Source organism: Bacillus sp. USDA818B3_A (assembly GCF_009928415.1).
In the GTDB taxonomy this organism is placed as follows: Bacteria; Bacillota; Bacilli; order Bacillales; family Cytobacillaceae; genus Neobacillus.
The window spans coordinates 138,828-156,134 of sequence record NZ_JAABNN010000004.1 but is presented as its reverse complement, the minus strand read 5'-3'; the positions used below and the strand labels follow the sequence as shown (position 1 = coordinate 156,134).

15 protein-coding genes are annotated in these 17,307 nt (G+C 40.2%); 13 read left to right on the top strand and 2 right to left on the bottom strand.

Annotation, left to right across the window (positions count from 1 at the left end; translation table 11 throughout):
* The first annotated feature begins 8 nt into the window (after positions 1–8).
* The 3 genes from GXK58_RS10540 to GXK58_RS10530 all read left to right on the top strand — a co-directional run bounded on the left by GXK58_RS10540 (position 9) and on the right by GXK58_RS10530 (position 2,310).
* Positions 9–1,010, top strand: coding sequence for an AI-2E family transporter (locus GXK58_RS10540; RefSeq protein ID WP_160722511.1), 1,002 nt, complete (start codon positions 9–11; stop codon positions 1,008–1,010).
* A gap of 84 nt (positions 1,011–1,094) precedes the next feature.
* On the top strand, positions 1,095–1,328 hold the full coding sequence (locus tag GXK58_RS10535; RefSeq protein ID WP_160722509.1) for a group-specific protein: 234 nt from the start codon (positions 1,095–1,097) through the stop codon (positions 1,326–1,328).
* 13 nt (positions 1,329–1,341) lie between these two features.
* Positions 1,342–2,310, top strand: coding sequence for a cation diffusion facilitator family transporter (locus GXK58_RS10530; RefSeq protein ID WP_160722507.1), 969 nt, complete (start codon positions 1,342–1,344; stop codon positions 2,308–2,310).
* 66 nt (positions 2,311–2,376) lie between these two features.
* Here the strand turns inward: GXK58_RS10530 and GXK58_RS10525 are convergent, their stop codons facing one another.
* Positions 2,377–2,889 carry an acyl-CoA thioesterase gene (locus tag GXK58_RS10525; protein ID WP_160722505.1) on the bottom strand — a complete coding sequence of 171 codons (513 nt, stop codon included), beginning with the start codon at positions 2,887–2,889 and terminating at the stop codon, positions 2,377–2,379.
* Between the two features lie 124 nt (positions 2,890–3,013).
* On the opposite strand from GXK58_RS10525, the gene nadE reads away from it, so the two are divergent.
* From nadE to GXK58_RS10485, 8 genes are all read left to right on the top strand, one after another.
* Positions 3,014–3,835, top strand: a complete 822-nt coding sequence (gene nadE, locus GXK58_RS10520) for an ammonia-dependent NAD(+) synthetase (protein ID WP_160722503.1) — start codon at positions 3,014–3,016, stop codon at positions 3,833–3,835.
* 189 nt (positions 3,836–4,024) lie between these two features.
* Entirely contained in the window at positions 4,025–5,455 is a 1,431-nt protein-coding gene (locus GXK58_RS10515) for an amino acid permease (RefSeq protein WP_160722494.1), read from the top strand.
* A gap of 132 nt (positions 5,456–5,587) precedes the next feature.
* Positions 5,588–6,430 (top strand): amino acid ABC transporter substrate-binding protein, encoded by an 843-nt coding sequence (locus GXK58_RS10510; RefSeq protein ID WP_160722492.1) that lies wholly within the window; start codon positions 5,588–5,590, stop codon positions 6,428–6,430.
* Entirely contained in the window at positions 6,417–7,115 is a 699-nt protein-coding gene (locus GXK58_RS10505) for an amino acid ABC transporter permease (RefSeq protein WP_160722490.1), read from the top strand. The genes GXK58_RS10510 and GXK58_RS10505 overlap by 14 nt, the downstream gene beginning before the upstream one ends.
* 24 nt (positions 7,116–7,139) lie before the next feature.
* Entirely contained in the window at positions 7,140–7,874 is a 735-nt protein-coding gene (locus GXK58_RS10500; RefSeq protein WP_160722488.1) for an amino acid ABC transporter ATP-binding protein, read from the top strand.
* Positions 7,875–8,049: 175 nt separating this feature from the next.
* Positions 8,050–8,595, top strand: a complete 546-nt coding sequence (locus GXK58_RS10495; RefSeq protein ID WP_160722486.1) for an NfeD family protein — start codon at positions 8,050–8,052, stop codon at positions 8,593–8,595.
* Positions 8,596–8,608: 13 nt separating this feature from the next.
* Complete coding sequence (locus GXK58_RS10490; protein WP_160722484.1) at positions 8,609–10,123, top strand: flotillin family protein; 1,515 nt, start codon at positions 8,609–8,611, stop codon at positions 10,121–10,123.
* A gap of 765 nt (positions 10,124–10,888) precedes the next feature.
* Positions 10,889–13,231 (top strand): immune inhibitor A domain-containing protein, encoded by a 2,343-nt coding sequence (locus GXK58_RS10485; RefSeq protein ID WP_160722783.1) that lies wholly within the window; start codon positions 10,889–10,891, stop codon positions 13,229–13,231.
* A gap of 125 nt (positions 13,232–13,356) precedes the next feature.
* On the opposite strand, the gene GXK58_RS10480 is transcribed toward GXK58_RS10485, so the two are convergent.
* Complete coding sequence (locus tag GXK58_RS10480) at positions 13,357–14,727, bottom strand: sensor histidine kinase (RefSeq protein WP_160722482.1); 1,371 nt, start codon at positions 14,725–14,727, stop codon at positions 13,357–13,359.
* A 337-nt stretch (positions 14,728–15,064) separates the two neighbouring features.
* Here GXK58_RS10480 and GXK58_RS10475 point away from each other — a divergent pair, with 337 nt between their 5' ends.
* Both GXK58_RS10475 and GXK58_RS10470 read left to right on the top strand, forming a co-directional pair.
* Positions 15,065–15,775, top strand: a complete 711-nt coding sequence (locus tag GXK58_RS10475; RefSeq protein ID WP_160722481.1) for a response regulator transcription factor — start codon at positions 15,065–15,067, stop codon at positions 15,773–15,775.
* On the top strand, positions 15,753–17,126 hold the full coding sequence (locus GXK58_RS10470) for an ATP-binding protein (RefSeq protein ID WP_160722480.1): 1,374 nt from the start codon (positions 15,753–15,755) through the stop codon (positions 17,124–17,126). Before GXK58_RS10475 ends, GXK58_RS10470 begins: the two co-directional genes overlap by 23 nt.
* Positions 17,127–17,307 lie beyond the last annotated feature (181 nt).

Sequence of the window (17,307 nt, the reverse complement as noted above, 5' to 3'; positions counted from 1 at the left end):
AATTATCTATGATAAATAAAATCATACAAAACAGCAGCTTTAAACGAATTTCTATTTTTGTCATCATTGCCCTAGTCATCTATGCAATGAGATCGATGATTAATTTAATATTACTTACCTTTATCTTTACCTTTCTAATGAATCGGTTAGTCCAATTCATTGAAAAAAAGATTCCGATTAATCGAAGATTCATTGTCGTCATTTCTTATGCTTGTATTGTCGGTTTACTATCCTACTGTGTAGTTATGTATCTGCCGATGATTATCCAAGAAATTACTGCACTAATAAAGCAAATCACATCATTCTATACCTCCAAACACGATAATATCATCTTAAATTATCTTGTGAACCGATTGGAAGAAATTAAGATTTCCAGTTACCTGGAGCAAGGCTTTACCTTCTTAATTAAGTATTTTACGGATATCAGCAGTGTTACCTTGCAAGTCTTATTGGCCTTACTTTTGAGTATTTTTTGCTTACTTGAAAAGCCGCGGTTAATAGAATTTACCAAGAAATTTAGAACAAGTAAAGTTGCCTTCATTTATGAAGAAGTAGAGTTTTTTGCCCGTAAGTTTGTAGGAACGTTCGGTAAGGTAATTGAAGCTCAATTAATTATTGCGATTGTAAACTGTATTCTGACCACTATCTCTTTATGGCTGTTAGATTTCCCGCAATTAGGCGGGCTGTCTCTAATGGTTTTAGTGTTAGGATTAATCCCAGTGGCCGGGGTGATTATTTCGTTAATCCCACTCGTGATTATAGCTTACAGTATTGGTGGAATCATGAAGGTTCTTTATGTGGGGATAGCGATCATGATCATACATGCGATTGAGGCATATATCTTAAATCCAAATTTGATGAGTTCAAAAACAAATCTCCCTGTCTTCTATACCTTCATTATCTTGATTTTCTCTGAGCACTTCTTTGGTGTGTGGGGCCTAATCGTTGGGATTCCAATTTTCGTATTCCTGTTGGATGTATTAGAAGTGACCGATCATAAGAAAGTATAATTGAAAAGTCCAATGCATTGGGCTTTTTTCTTTATATACACATCTGTTATGCTAAATAAAACGTTTAGGAGGAGGAAGGATCACATGAGCGAATGTAAACTGAATCACACTCTGGAAGATGTAAAAAATAAATACGAATCACAAGCCGAGTTTTTACCTGAAGATATGAGAGAGCTGTTTAACCAGTTTTTTACCAGGGTACATACACAGGAACTGTTGAATGAAGTGTTTCATTTATTGAAAAAATATGATTTAGCATCAGATGAAGAAAAAAGTGGTAGGAATAACCAATTATATCTAGTGCTGAAAAATGTCTAAGAAAGAGGTTCGGATGGGAGAATTATTTCAATTATTAAAAAGAGGGAATAAGTCTGCATTTCTTGCTGCGATTATTAATACGATTATTGCCATTATAAAAGGTGTCGCATTTCTGTTTACAGGAAATGTTGCGATGTTTGCTGAAACAATGCACAGTCTTGGCGATGCAGCAAATCAGTTCTTTGTGTTTGTCGGTTCCGCACTAAGTAAAAAGGCACCAACAGAAAAGTATCCAAACGGGTTTGGCCGCTTGGTTAACTTGGTGCTCCTAGGTGCGGTGTTAATCGTGGGCATTATGGCGTTTGAAACCATTAAAGAAGGTTATCATCACATTGTTCATCCGACTAAGTCCAGTGGTTTTCTGATTAATATCCTTGTGTTAGCCTTAGCCACTTTGCTCGAAACCTTTGTTCTGTTTAAAGCGATGAAGGAAATTTTACATGATTTAGAGATTGAGGCCAAGGGGATAAATGTTTTTCAGAAGGCTTTTGCGAATTTGGGCCGGGCAAAGCCTGCGACAAAGCTGGTGTTTATGGAGGATTTGGTTGCAACTTTAGGGGGCTTGCTGGCAATTCTTGCGGTTGTTATTGCGCATTATACCCCTCTGCATCAATCGGAAGGTTTTGCCTCGATCTTGATCGGAGCAATGATGCTTTTTGTAGTGGGAAAGGTGTTCTTGGATAATGCCGCAGGAGTGATTGGTCAAGCTGATGAGGAAATGGAGAATAGAATTGGTGTCCTTGTCATGGAGGATCCAGATGTAAAGGATATTCAAGATATTACCGTTATTAAAGAAGGGGAAGACCTCCATGTTGAATTGGAGATTGAAATTGATCCTAAATTAACGGTAGCAGCAGCCGATGACATTAAAGACCGGCTCGAGGAAAAAATAATGGCCGAAAAAGGTGTCGTTGATGTCACGATTGAGATTGATGAAGCCGATGAGGTAATGACCTGGAAAAATCCGCAAACAACACGATAAATTTAGAAAAAGAAGGTACGAGTAGAATCGTGACCTTCTTTTTTTAGTAGGGAGTACCCGAGTTTTCTATTCCCAAGGTTTATGAGTAATCAAAACACTAGCAAGATCTTTACTGTTCTTTCGATGTTCTTTCCGCTTTTCCGCCCTGTCTTTTCCGGTTTCAAACAGTTTCTTCTCTTCCTCTGTTTCAGGAATAATTCTTGGAACCTTTGTAGGTCTTCCGTTTTTATCTAAGGCAACAAAGGTTAAAAAAGCTGTCGCAGCAATTTTTCGATTTCCGGACATAAGATCTTCCGCAATCACTTTTGCGAAAACCTCCATTGAACTCGTCCCCGTAGAAGATACAAAGGTTTCAATGCAAACAGAATCATTAGGTGTAATCGGACTAAGAAAATCTACTGAATCTATAGAGGCAGTCACACACTCTAATCGCGAATGACGTACGGCAGAAATCGATGCAATCATATCGATATCGCTAATCAGCTTGCCCCCAAAAAGGGTATTATGATTATTTACATCATTTGGAAAAATTCGGCTTGTTCGCACTACTCTTGTTTCATTACATGTTTTGGCTTCCATTATAATCCCTCCAGTTTGTTCTATTTATTTTATCCACAATCTGAATTTTCTTGTTTCCTTTTAGTTAAATGTAGAAAAATGTGGTACATTACATATATCAATTAAATGGTCAGGAGGTCAACAAATGAGTTTGCAAGAACAAATTATGAGAGAGTTAAATGTGAATCCCAACATCGATCCAAAGGAAGAAATTCGTAAGCGAATTGACTTTTTAAAAAGTTATTTGTTAAATACAAAGGCAAAAGGTTTTGTCTTAGGAATAAGCGGTGGACAAGACTCCACCTTAGCTGGCCGCTTAGCACAGCTGGCTGTTGAAGAATTACGTGAGGAAGGCACGGAAGCAAAGTTCATTGCTGTTCGCCTGCCGTATGGTGTTCAGAAGGATGAGGAGGATGCTCAAGCCTCGCTTGATTTTATCAAGGCAGATCGGGAAGAAGTCTTTAACATCAAAAATCCAGTGGATGAAGTAGAAACCGAGTATAACGCTGCGATTAAAGGTGAACCAATCAGTGATTACCATAAAGGAAATGTAAAAGCCAGAATGAGAATGATTGCCCAATATGCGATTGGCGGAATGGAAGGCCTGCTTGTCATTGGTACAGACCATGCAGCAGAAGCTGTAACAGGTTTTTATACTAAATACGGAGATGGCGGTGCCGATATTTTGCCGCTTACCGGGTTAACAAAAAGACAAGGGAAAGCCCTGCTTAAGGAGCTTAATGCTGATGAGCGTCTATATTTAAAAGTCCCTACGGCTGACCTTCTCGACCAAAAACCCGGACAAGCAGATGAAACGGAATTAGGAATTAGTTATGATGAACTTGATGATTATTTAGAAGGTAAACCAGTATCTCCAGAAATCGCAGAAAAAGTTGAAAAACGTTTTATCCTTACGGAACATAAACGCCAACTACCAGCCAGCATGTTTGATGATTGGTGGAAATAAGCAGTATGAGAGATTGCCAGTGGAGGCAGTCTCTTTTTAGTTTTTTTAAATGGGGCCTTTAATGCTTTATTGAGATAAAATTTCCATTGACATAGAATACTGAAATGCTTATATTTAATGAGGTTCATTTATGTTTATTTATAATCATTCGTTATTTTAATATAAGAATTATTCGAGGAGGTAACACCCTTGGAAAAGTCAAATAAATTAGGATTTTGGGTACTTACAGCTCTCGTCATTGGAAATATGGTTGGCTCGGGTATTTTTATGCTTCCTCGTTCTTTATCGGAAGCCGCTAGCCCTGCAGGAGTTATTTCGGCATGGCTTGTGACAGGCTTTGGTGTTTTGATGCTGGCGCTTGTGTTTGGCAGCTTAGCGGTACGGAAACCCAACTTGACAGGCGGTCCGCAAATCTATGCGAAAGAGTTATTTAAGCCTGGTTCACAAGCGTCAATGCTATCTGGCTTTATGTCTACATGGGGATATTGGATTGGAAACTTAGCTGGCAATGTTGCGATGATTACCACCTTTGCCGGATATTTATCTACCTTTTTCCCCATCTTAACAAGCGAGGCTGATTGGTTTACAATTGGCGGATTTACTTTGAAGGTTGGGAATGGTTTAACGTTTCTAGTTTGTTCTTTATTGCTTTGGGGGACTCATTTTATTATCCTGCGCGGTATGGAAAGTGCCGGGAAATTAAACTTCCTTGCCACTGCAGCCAAAGTAGCGGGATTTGTACTCTTTATTATTGTTGGTCTATTTGCTTTTGAAAAAAGTAACATCCTGCCGTTTATGGCAGCGAGAATGGATGAAGCGGGACAATCAATCGGACTGATGAGCCAGATTAACGGTGCTGCTGTCAACACCTTGTGGGCGTTTATTGGAGTAGAATCAGCGGTTGTATTTGCTTCTCGTGCTAAAAAGCAGACCGATGTTAAAAGGGCGACTATTTTAGGCCTATTTATCGCTCTTGGCATTTATATTGGTATAAGCACACTTGTCATGGGAATGCTGGACCAAAACACACTCATCCACTCTGAAAAACCATTAATTGATGCCATTCAAACCGTTCTAGGGCCGATTGGCGGTAAACTTCTCGCAGCCATTGGGTTGATTAGTCTATTTGGTTCAACGATTGGCTGGTTAATGTTGAGTGCAGAGGTTCCATACCAGGCAGCGAAACAGGGCCTATTTCTTCCTGCATTCTTAAAAGAAAGCAAATCAGGCCTTCCGGTGTTCTCGATGATTATTTCAAATGGATTAGGCCAGTTATTTATTTTTTCAACGGTGTCAAAATCCATCTCAGGTGCGTTTGATTTTATTATTGTCATCGCGACATTAGCATATTTAGTGCCATATCTAATCTCATCTGTTTATCAGTTGAAATTAGTCATAACAGGTGAAACCTATCAGCTTAGAACGCAAAGAATCACAGACGGGATTATCGCCGTTTTTGCAACGATTTATTCCATTTGGGTCATTATAGCAGGTACAGCAGATATAAAAACATTTATGTATGGAATGATCTTACTTGCGAGCGGCATTCTTTTCTACCGGCCAATTACCAATAAGAATGAAACGGCCAAGTCAAAAAATAAACGTGCGTTATCTGCGTAACCTATCAGATTTTTTCTGATAGGTTTTTATTTTTGATATCAGGGTAAAATAACCATACTTCAAATGTATCAGATTCATTAAAAGTCGTTGTGAGTCGCTAAAAAATCAATAGGAATGAGGGGGATTAACTACATGAAAAAACTGATGGTTATTTTTGCACTGCTCCTAAGCTTTACGTTCGTGCTATCAGCTTGCGGGAAAGATAAAGAAGAGGCAAAAGATAAAGAAAAGACAGCAGTTAATACAAAAGATAAGGACTCTGAGGATAATCAAGATTTGTTGAAAAGTATCCAAGACGATGGAAAAATTACGATAGGAACGGAAGGTACATATCCGCCGTTTACCTACCATGATACAAACGGCGATTTGACAGGTTTTGATGTAGACTTAGCCAATGAAGTGGCGAAGCGTCTTGGTGTAAAAGCAGAGTTTAAAGAAACCCAATGGGATGCTATGTTTGCTGGTTTAGATGCGAAGCGTTTTGATATGATTGCGAACGAGGTGGGAATTCGTCCTGACCGTCAAAAAAAATACGAATTCTCTGACCCATATATAACGTCGGCGGGTGTTCTCATTGTCAATACTGCTAACACGAAAGTGAAAAAATTTGAAGATATTAAAGGCTTAAATGCTGCCCAATCGCTGACAAGTAACTACGGTGATATTGCTAAAAAGTATGGAGCCAATCTTGTTGGGGTCGAAGGATTCCAGCAGGCGGTTGAATTGTTGGCACAAAAACGTGTCGATGTGACGATTAATGATAAGCTGACCTATTTGGACTATAAAAAACAAAAGCCTGATGCACCAATTAAGGTTGCAGCAACGGCAAATGATGCATCATCAAGCGGATTTATGTTTAGAAAAAATAGTGACACTCTTGTAGATGAAGTTAATAAAGCTCTTAAAGAGATGGTTGATGACGGCACTTATAAAAAAATCTCAGAGAAATGGTTTGGTGAAGATGTACTTAAATAGTATATTTGCTGATCCGGAAAGAACAGCAAGGTTAGCCGGTATTGCCAAAAGTTCCCTCCTGCCGCTATTGGAGGGGGCTGTTTTTTATACAATACCGTTAACTTTAATTACGTTTGTCATTGGCTTAATCTTGGCCATTCTTACGGCTTTAGCGAGAATATCTGAAGTGAAAATTTTTCAAATCATCGCTCGTGTGTATGTTTCAGCCATCCGTGGGACTCCATTACTCGTTCAACTATTCATTATTTTTTATGGTCTTCCTAATCTCGGAATTACATTAGAACCCTATATTTCTGCGGTCATTGGTTTCTCGTTAAGTGTCGGTGCCTATTCGTCAGAAATTATCAGAGCCGCCATATTATCGACCCCGAAAGGACAGTGGGAAGCGGGCTATTCGATTGGGATGACCTATTCACAAGTTCTGAGACGAATCATCTTGCCGCAGGCAGCCAGGGTATCCATTCCGCCTTTATCTAATTCATTTATAAGTCTTGTTAAAGATACCTCATTGGCTTCACTTGTATTAGTCACAGAGATGTTTCGCCGGGCTCAAGAGATTGCTTCTACCAATTATGAGTTTCTTTTAGTCTATTCAGAAGTAGCACTCATTTATTGGGTAATCTGCTTTTTCCTTTCCATTCTTCAAGGATACTTGGAAAAAAGACTGGACCGATACGGGGCTTAACTAGAGGGTCAAGGGAGTGTTAGGATGATTAGGATCAGTGGTCTACATAAACAATTTGGTGAATTGCAGGTTTTAAAAGGGATTAATATCGAAGTAGAAAAGGGAAAAGTGGTTGTTGTCATTGGACCGTCTGGTTCAGGGAAAACCACGATGCTCCGCTGCTTAAACGTGCTGGAAACACCTACAAAAGGAGTCATTACCATTTCAGGACAAAGTTTAGATTTTTCAAAGACAGTATCAAAAAAGGATATTGTTCCGTTCCGGCGTTTAACTGGAATGGTGTTTCAAAGCTATAATTTATTCCCGCATAAAACGGCCCTTGAGAATGTGATGGAGGGGCCGGTTGTGGTAAAGGGAGAAAGCAAAGAAAATGCACGAAAAAAAGCCTCGGCACTTTTACAAAAAGTTGGACTCGGGGATAAGCAGGATTATTATCCCGCACAGTTATCAGGCGGCCAGCAGCAGCGTGTCGGAATCGCTCGTGCGCTTGCGATGGAGCCTGAAGTCATGCTATTTGATGAACCGACCTCTGCACTTGACCCGGAATTGGTCAGTGAGGTGTTAAAGGTGATGAAGGACCTTGCTGCCGAAGGGATGACAATGATTGTTGTGACCCATGAAATGAGATTTGCGCGTGAAGCGGCAGATGAAGTCATCTTTATGGACCAAGGTGTTGTCGTAGAACGCAATCAACCTGAAGAAATTTTTACGAATCCAAAAGAAGAACGAACGAAAAGGTTTTTGAATATGATTCAATAAGGTGCTGTAGCTCACTAAGAGCTATGGCGCTTTTTTGTTTATAAGGAAAATTCAGTTAAAAATTGTGAAACTTTTCCTTTTGTTAGTTCGTATTACTTAGTATAGTTAACAAGTAAGGATATCTTTCCTGACTAGGTAAGTGTTATATCTTATTAAAAAATAAGGATGGATACGAATGGAACCTTTCAGCATTCCTTTAGAAACGATTTATTTATACGCCCTAATAATATCAGGTGTCATTACGGTTTTGTACGTTTTGTTTGCAGACGTCTTTCATTTTCATGGGGCAGGAGAGGGGCTTGATTTTCTAAATCCGGTATTAATCTTTGCCTTTGTAACGATTTTATCTGCAAGCGGATACTTATTTGAAAAGCTATCTTCCCTAAATTATTTACTTATACTTGGTATTTCCGCAGTCATTGCGTTTATTCTAGTCACTCTTTTAAATGTATTTGTACTTGTACCGGTATCTAAAGCGGAGGAATCACTTGTCTATAAAGAGTCAGATTTGCAAGGAAGAGTGGGTACTGTCATAACGCCAGTCCCCGTTGATGGGTATGGAGAGGTCCTGATTGATAGCACAAGCGGCCGGATTGCCAAACCAGCGAAAGGTTTTGACGGTGAATCCATTCCGAATGGTACAAGGGTCTTAGTAGTCCAGGTGAAAAACGGTGTACTTGAAGTAACTGTTTTTCAACAATTAGAGAATTTCACTATATAGGGAGGTTGAAGAGATGGGATTTATTTGGATTATCATTGGGGTAGTTGTGTTAATCGTGCTGGCATTAATCGGTGTATTTATTACGAAGTACAAAACAGCGGGGCCGGATGAAGCGTTGATTGTTACAGGCAGTTTTCTTGGAAATAAGAACGTGCATGTCGATGAATCAGGTAATAGAATCAAAATTATCCGCGGCGGCGGGAGTTTTATTTTACCAGTCTTTCAACAAGCGAAACCACTAAGCTTGTTATCTAGTAAACTGGAAGTAACCACTCCTGAAGTTTATACCGAGCAAGGGGTTCCTGTCATGGCAGATGGTGTCGCGATTATTAAAATTGGCGGCTCCATAAGCGAGATTGCGACAGCAGCAGAGCAGTTTCTTGGGAAACCAAAGGAAGATCGTGAAAACGAAGCGAGAGAGGTTCTTGAAGGACATTTACGTTCCATTCTTGGTTCGATGACGGTCGAAGAAATTTACAAAAACCGCGATAAATTCTCACAAGAGGTCCAACGGGTTGCCTCCCAGGACTTAGCGAAAATGGGGCTAGTGATTGTTTCATTCACCATAAAAGATGTGCGCGATAAAAACGGCTATCTGGATTCCCTGGGGAAACCACGGATTGCTCAAGTTAAACGGGATGCTGATATTGCTACCGCAGAGGCTGAAAAAGAAACCCGGATTAAAAAAGCGGAAGCCTCAAAAGAAGCAAAGCGAAGTGAATTGGAACGGGCCACTGAAATTGCAGAGGCTGAAAAAATTAATCAACTGAAAATAGCCGAATTCCGCCGTGAACAGGATATTGCCAAAGCACGTGCAGACCAAGCATATGATCTCGAAAGTGCAAGATCCAAGCAGGATGTAACCGAGCAGGAAATGCAAATCAAGATCATCGAGAGACAAAAGCAAATTGAACTAGAGGAAAAAGAGATCTTGCGCCGTGAACGTCAATATGATTCGGAAGTAAAGAAAAAAGCCGACGCTGATCGTTATTCAGTAGAGCAATCAGCCGCCGCTAATAAGGCGAAGGAAATTGCCGAAGCAGAGGCTAATAAATACCGGATTGAAGCAATGGCAAAGGCCGAAGCAGAACGGATCCGTCTCGATGGTCTTGCTAAAGCGGAAGCGCAAAAAGCACAGGGTTCTACAGAAGCTGAAATTATCCGCTTAAAAGGTCTGGCAGAAGCAGAAGCAAAAGAAAAAATTGCTGAAGCCTTCGAACAGTTTGGTCAGGCAGCTATTTTGGATATGATTGTCAAAATGCTTCCAGAGTATGCGAAGCAGGTGGCGGCTCCATTATCAAACATTGACAAAATTACCGTTGTTGATACGGGCGGCGGCTCTGGTGAGAATGGCGGTGCCAATAAAATCACCGGCTATGCTACCAACCTCATGGCAAGCTTGCAAGAGTCTTTGAAGGCTTCCAGCGGCATTGATGTGAAGGAATTAATTGAAAATTATTCCGGTAAAGCCAATGTGAGAAGAAGCATTGAGGAATTAACAGATGAAATAAAGAATAAAGCGGAATAAACGATAAAGAACCTTATCCATTGTGATAAGGTTTTTTTTTCGTTTCATAGAAATAGTGGATACCTGATGGTTCGAATATAGCAATAATTGATTGTGTCTAATAGTTAGTTGGAACATATAAGACAATTTTAAGAGATAGGAGGAAACTTTGTCTAATAGGGAAAGTCTATTGGACAGTTGTCTGGTCTTCTGAACAATCTTGTCCAATAGGTTTGTTTCTATTGGACACTTTAACCAAATAACTATGTTTTTTGTCCAATAGACCATGTTTATAGGACAATTTCAGAAAACTGGAAGAAGACTTGGTCTGATAGGAAACTACTTCAATTACAATCATTCGCCGAGATCGAGATAGAAGGAACTTTTTTTAAGGTAGTGTTGATTTTTTTAGGAACCACAACTTCTAAGTAAGCTTGCGAGGGAAAGTATAGTCCAAATGGTTCAAATTTCGAGTTTCGGAATATTAGCTTCTAGTAGAAAAAAGGCCTGAAAACTAGTAAACAGGCATAAAGCCATCTATTAAATATAATACACACAGATTAAAGAACTATGAATGCGGATTCATTTTTCTAAACAGTGAGTAATTTACTATTTGTAACTGGTAAATTATCACTATATTTTCATTATTTACAATTTTTGTACTAGTCTGATAAAATGATAGAGCACTGTTCTTATCGAAGAACTTTGTAATGTATAATTGGGGGGAATAAACAGGTGAAGAAGAAAAGTACTTTAAAGGTCTTATCCAGCGTTGCAGCTAGTACTATGGTAGCTACTACCATGTTCGCAGGCGCATTTGCTGGAAGTACGGTCGCACCAAAACCGGCATCAGCGGCAACAACAGTCTCATCGTCACCAATCGATTTGAATGTAGTTGATATCGATCGTCTTGGTAAAGCGCTTCAAAAAAGAGGACTGATTGCGAAGAATGCAACACCTGCAGAAATTACAAAAGCAGCAAAGGCCTACATAGAGAAAAAACAGGGGCAAAAACCAGGGAAAGCAGACAAAAACTTAACAAAACAGCAGCAAGAGTTTGATAAAAAAGCAAAAGACTTTGTAACTAAGCAAAAGGACAAGCTTATGAAGCAGCTTGCAAAAGGACACGAAAACTTCAAAAAAGGCAAGCCTACTGGAGCTGTTAAAGTAGATTCTGCAAAACAGGCTGGCTATAACGGAGATGTCCGTGAAGATAAGGTACTTGTGCTTTTAGTAGAGTATGCTGACTTAAAACACAATAATGTAGAACAAGAAGCTGGCTATATGTATGCGGATGACTTCAATAAAGAACATTATGAAAAAATGTTGTTTGGCGATGAAGATTTCACCCTCTTCAACGGTGACAAGGTAAAAACATTTAAACAATATTATGAAGAGCAATCGGGTGGCAGCTACACCGTTGACGGTACGGTATCTGATTGGTTGTCTGTACCAGGAAAAGCTGCTGAGTATGGCGGCGACAGTGCAAGTGGTCATGATAATGCCCCTGGAACAAAAGGTGCACGCGGACTTGTAAAGGATGCGTTAAATGCAGCGGTTGCTTCTGGTATGAATCTAGCCGATTATGATGAATTTGATTTATATGACTTGGATGGCGACGGCAACCAAAACGAGCCGGATGGTTTAGTTGACCACTTAATGGTTCTTCACGCAGGTGTTGGCCAGGAAGCTGGCGGCGGTTCAGTCGGAGATGATGCTATTTGGTCACACCGCTGGACATTAAATGGTGTGTATCCAGTTGCAAACACAACTGCTTCTGTAGATTACTGGGGTGGCAAAATGGCTGCTTATGACTATACAGTTGAGCCAGAAGACGGCGCAGTTGGAGTATTTGCTCACGAATATGGTCATGATTTAGGTGCGCCAGATGAATATGATACACAATACACTGGACATGGTGATACTGTTGAACAATGGTCCATCATGAGCGGAGGAAGCTGGAGTGGTAATATTGCTGGTACACAGCCGCCAAGTTTCTCTCCACAAGTAAAAGAATTCTACCAAAAAACTATTGGCGGAAATTGGGCGAATATTACCGAAGTAAACTATGAAGATATCGATAAAAATGGTATAGCTGCTGTAATCGATCAGAGTGTTACCAAATCTAACAATCCTGGTATTGTAAAAGTAAACCTTCCTAACAAAAAGGTTCCTGGAATTGCTCCAGCATTCGGTACTAAGTACTATTACAGTACAAAAGGTGATGACCTTGATACAGTAATGGAAACACCAGTCTTTGATTTAACAAATGCAACTTCTGCTACATTTGATTACAAACAATATTATAAAGTCGAAACAGATTACGATTATCTTTACGTTAATGCTGTTACTGCAGATGGTAAAAGTGTACTCCTTGATACGATTGGAGATGAAAACACTGATGGTGGTGACTTTGAAACTTCAAAAGGTCAATGGGAAGATAAGTCTTTAAACTTAACTCAATTCGCCGGCCAAAAAGTGAAGTTAGTATTTGAATATGTAACAGACGGTGGTCTTGCGCCTGAAGGATTCGCTCTTGATAACCTTCAATTAACAGTTGATGGCGAAGTTACTTTCTCTGACGATGCAGAAGGAACACCAAAAGTAACATTAGATGGGTTCGAAGTTTCTGATGGCTTTATCAACAAGCCACATTACTATTACCTAGAGTGGAGAAACTATGCTGGCTCTGATACAGCTTTACAATTCTCACGCGGTGTTAAGTATAATACTGGTTTAGTAGTTTGGTATGGTGATGATACGTTTACAGATAACTGGACTGGCGTTCACCCTGGTGAAGGATTCCTGAATGTGGTAGACGCACACCCTGAGGCGATTATCGGTACATTAGCCGGTAAACCATCTATTAATCAAAGTGTAAGATATCAAGTTGCAGATGCAGCGTTCTCATTGGACAAGGCACCTGCATGGTATATCGATTCTCCAACTCGCGGAATCTATGATTACAAAGGCCTTCCAGGCGTAACGACATTTGATTCAACGAAGACTTATATTAACAAAGAAATTCCTGATGCCGGAGTAAAAGTTCCGTCACAGTATCCACTTAAGTTCCAAGTCATCGGCGAAGCAAAAGACAACTCTGCTGGTGCCGTTTGGATCCACAAATAAGAATGAAAAAAGAGACATTGGGACGTCCCCGATGTCTCTTTTTTGCCGATAGGAAAGTATAACTTTCCTATCAGGCATAAGTGCAACTACGCCTCTGTCTACGCCCTTTTGGGCTCGCCAATCGGCTAGTTTTCTAATAAAACAATTTCAAATGTCGTACCCGCATTTTGACTGCTTATTACCTCAATCGTCCCTCCATGTGCCTCCACCAGCTGTTTCACAATCGAAAGCCCAAGACCTGTTCCCCCAAGTGCACGGGCCCTCGATTTATCGACACGATAAAAACGCTCGAATATCCGCGGCAAATCTTCTTCAGGAATTCCTTTCCCTTCATCTTGAACCTTAATATGAATCCTTTCTTGAAATTCAAATACAGAAACCATAATTTTCGTATTTGGCTCAGAATATTTTCGAGCATTATCAAGAAGATTCAGGACAACCTGTTCAAACCGGATGGGATCAATACTCGCGTAAAGATGTTCAGCACAATCCAGTTCAAGCCTCATCTTATTTTCCCAAAGGGCAGGCGTTACCTTTTCAATGATCGTTTGAAAATAGGGGAGAAGATGAATTTCTTCCTTCTCAATCGAAAATGAGTTTTCATCCATCTTAGCCAGATGAAATAACTCTATGACAAGCTTAGAAAGCTTCACCGACTCTTCATGTATGATCTCTAAATACTTATCCTTGTCCACATTATCCGTATCCTTGCGGCGGGCAATATCGGCATAACCCTTAATATACGTAAGCGGCGTTCTCAGCTCATGAGAGATACTCGACAAAAACTCATTCCGTTCATTCTTTAAGATTTCTAAGTCATTCGCTAACACCTTAATCGCTTTACCAAGATCCCCAATTTCATCTTTCCCCAGTTTAGGCAAAGAGACAGACAGCTCACCTTTACTAATCCGTTTCGTCGCCGCACTTATTTGAATAAGCGGCTGGGTAACTGCCCTAGTTAAAAAGATAATAATAATGATCATGAAAATAAGGGAAAGCAGGCCTGCCAGCAAAAAGTGCCGATTTAAACCAGAAATTAAATCCCTTATTTTCTGCGTAGTTTGGAACATATAAACATAGCCGGTAATCTTCCCGTCAATCACAACAGGGCTAATCGAAGCAATATTATTCGCATGCTTCCAATCCTCTTCAAGAATTGTCCCTTCGTGGGGGACATTCTTAGGCTTGGATTTCATGATACTTTTCATTTCATCTGTCACTTTATTGGATGACATATAAATAGAGCCATCTGGTTTGGTTAGAACCACTTGTGTATCCGTCCGGGCTTCCATCATCGCAATATGCATCACGGTATCCTCCTGAAAGGAAGCTTCCAGCACATCCCGATGATTATTGCCTCTCGTCTGAAGAGCAGATAATTCCTCATGGACCCGTGAATGGATAATATTATTGTGTAAAAGAAACATCGAGATGCCTTCTAATACACAGATAGCCAAAAAGAATAATAAACCAATTTTTAGAGATATTCTGTTCATTCTGCTAGCACCTCACCCTTTTAGGATACTAAATATTTAGTGAGGTGCAAGTGCCATTTTGTTGCTAATTTACGAAAAAAGTGGGTGCCCCCATGACCGGGACACCCTTTGTATAGTAGAGAGATTATTTTTGGGATGAGTAAGATGGCTGAAAAACCATATTCTCTTTAAAGAGCTGACCATCTAAACTTTGGGGTGTTTGAGGTGTATCTGCTCTTTACATTATTATCGTAGCTAAAAAGATTGAAGATGTTATGAAGAACTTGTGGTGAATTTGTGAAGTTACAAAAATTACAGACCTGAGATGATATAGTTATCGTATGAGGAGTGATGATTCATGAAGATTTTATTAGTAGATGATGAACGCAGAATAGTAGAAGTCCTCGAAGCGTATTTAGAAAGAGAAGGTTATGAAATTCATAGTGCTGATAATGGAATAGATGCTTTAAAAAAAGCGAAATCAATCGAACCTGATTTAATTATTCTCGACCTTATGCTGCCTGATATCTCTGGGGAAGAGGTTTGCCGGCTGGTCCGGAAAGAGTCGGATGTGCCTATCTTAATGCTGACAGCCAAATCCGCAGAAGATGACCGGATAAACGGAATCGTCATGGGGGCCGATGACTATTTAACGAAACCATTTAGTCCGAGAGAAGTAGTCGTTCGCGTCCAAGCTATCCTTAGACGGGTGAAGAAGTCAGAGAAAGTCGAACGCCTTGAATTTAATGGACATAGGCTGGCCATTGACCTCGTAAAAAAAGAAGTAACTATAAATGGAGAATATGTCACCTTGACACCGATTGAATATAAATTGTTAACAAACATGGCGGCAAATCCAGGCCGTGTCTATAGCCGGATGGATCTGCTTGAAAAGATTCAAGATGAAGGCGTGTATTATGATGGCTATGAACGTAGTGTGGATACCCATATCAAAAACCTTCGTAAAAAAATAGAACTGGATACACGGCAGCCTGACTTTATCGTCACTGTTTTTGGGATGGGATATAAATTTGGAGGGGTACTAGATGCTGCAAACGCTTCGGTCTAAAATTCTCTTTTATCTAGTACTCCTCTCAATGATTGGCATTTTAATTGTCAGCTTTTTTATTCAGTATGGATTTGAAGAAAGTTTTAATAGCTATCTGGATAGAAATCGTGAAAAAAAGATTGATAGAATCATCACGGAAATCGAGAAGGACTACCGGCTGAATGGTCATTTTACCAGCGACCCCGTATATGGGCTCCTGCATGAGAATGCGATGACAGATCAGCTTTATTTTCAATTATATGATCGTTATGGGAAGATGCAGATGGATACTTCTAATATCCGCAGCATGTTAAATAGTTTTGGATTAACAGAACCAGAGCCAAATGGGGAAGAATGGCACAGTAAATCCTACACGTTGAAAGTAGACAATGCCGTTATCGGGAAACTAGTAGCGATCTATCCAGAAGGACTAATTGATGACGAGAACACCTTTATTCAAACCATTCAACTATATATCTTGGCAGCCGTTTGTTTAACTATTTTCCTGGCCATTGTCTTTAGTATGTTATTTTCAAAAAAATTAACATCGGGTTTAAATAAGTTATCGTTTGCGGCAAAGGAACTGCAGCAGCATAATTTAGATATCCGTATCCCTTTATCCGGTCTTCCCGCCGAGGTTAAACAAATTGCGATCTCATTTAATAATTTGGCGGAATCCTTGGCAAAGGAAGAACGATTACGGAAACAATTTACAGGCGACCTCGCCCACGAACTCAGGACGCCGCTTGCCACCTTGAGAAGTCAGATTGAGGCTTTCCAGGATGGGATTTGGGAACCGACACCCCAGCGTTTGCAGGTAAGTCATGAAGAACTGATGCGTTTAGTGAGACTGGTAAATGAATTAGAGAAACTGCTTGCCGCAGAGAATCCTCAAATTAAACTGGAAAAAATAGAGTTAGAGGCCGGCGGTGTCCTGGCTGCATTATGGGAAATGTTTTTGCCTATTTTTAAAGAAAAGGGTGTTGGTCTTCAGATTGAGGAGCCTGTCCAGGAAGAATTGTTTGAGGCAGATAAAGACCGCCTCATGCAAATTCTATCCAATATCCTTAACAATGCTTTAAAATATACACCTGCAGGAAAAAATGTGACTCTTTCGGTTGTATCAGAAATGGAAGGGTATGTTGGTTTTCACATTCAAGATGAAGGTTCGGGGATGGCTGACGATGATATCCCGCATATTTTTGAACGCTTCTACCGTGGTGACAAATCACGTGACCGAAAAACAGGCGGGGTAGGGATTGGCTTATCGATTGTAAAAGCCTTAATGGATGCCCATAAAGGACTAATCAAAGTAAAAAGCAGGTTAAATAAAGGAACAAGTATTACCTTGTGGTTTCCGCAGGAAGAATAAGACCGAAGAGACATTAGGGCTCCGTTGACGACCGGACACCTCAAAACACTTCTGTGTCGGTAGACAATAGGGCTCATTGACGCCCGAGCGCGACAAAACACTTCTGTGTCGGTAGACAATAGGGCTCATTGACGCCCGAGCGCGACAAAACACTTCTGTGTCGGTAGACAATAGGGCTCAT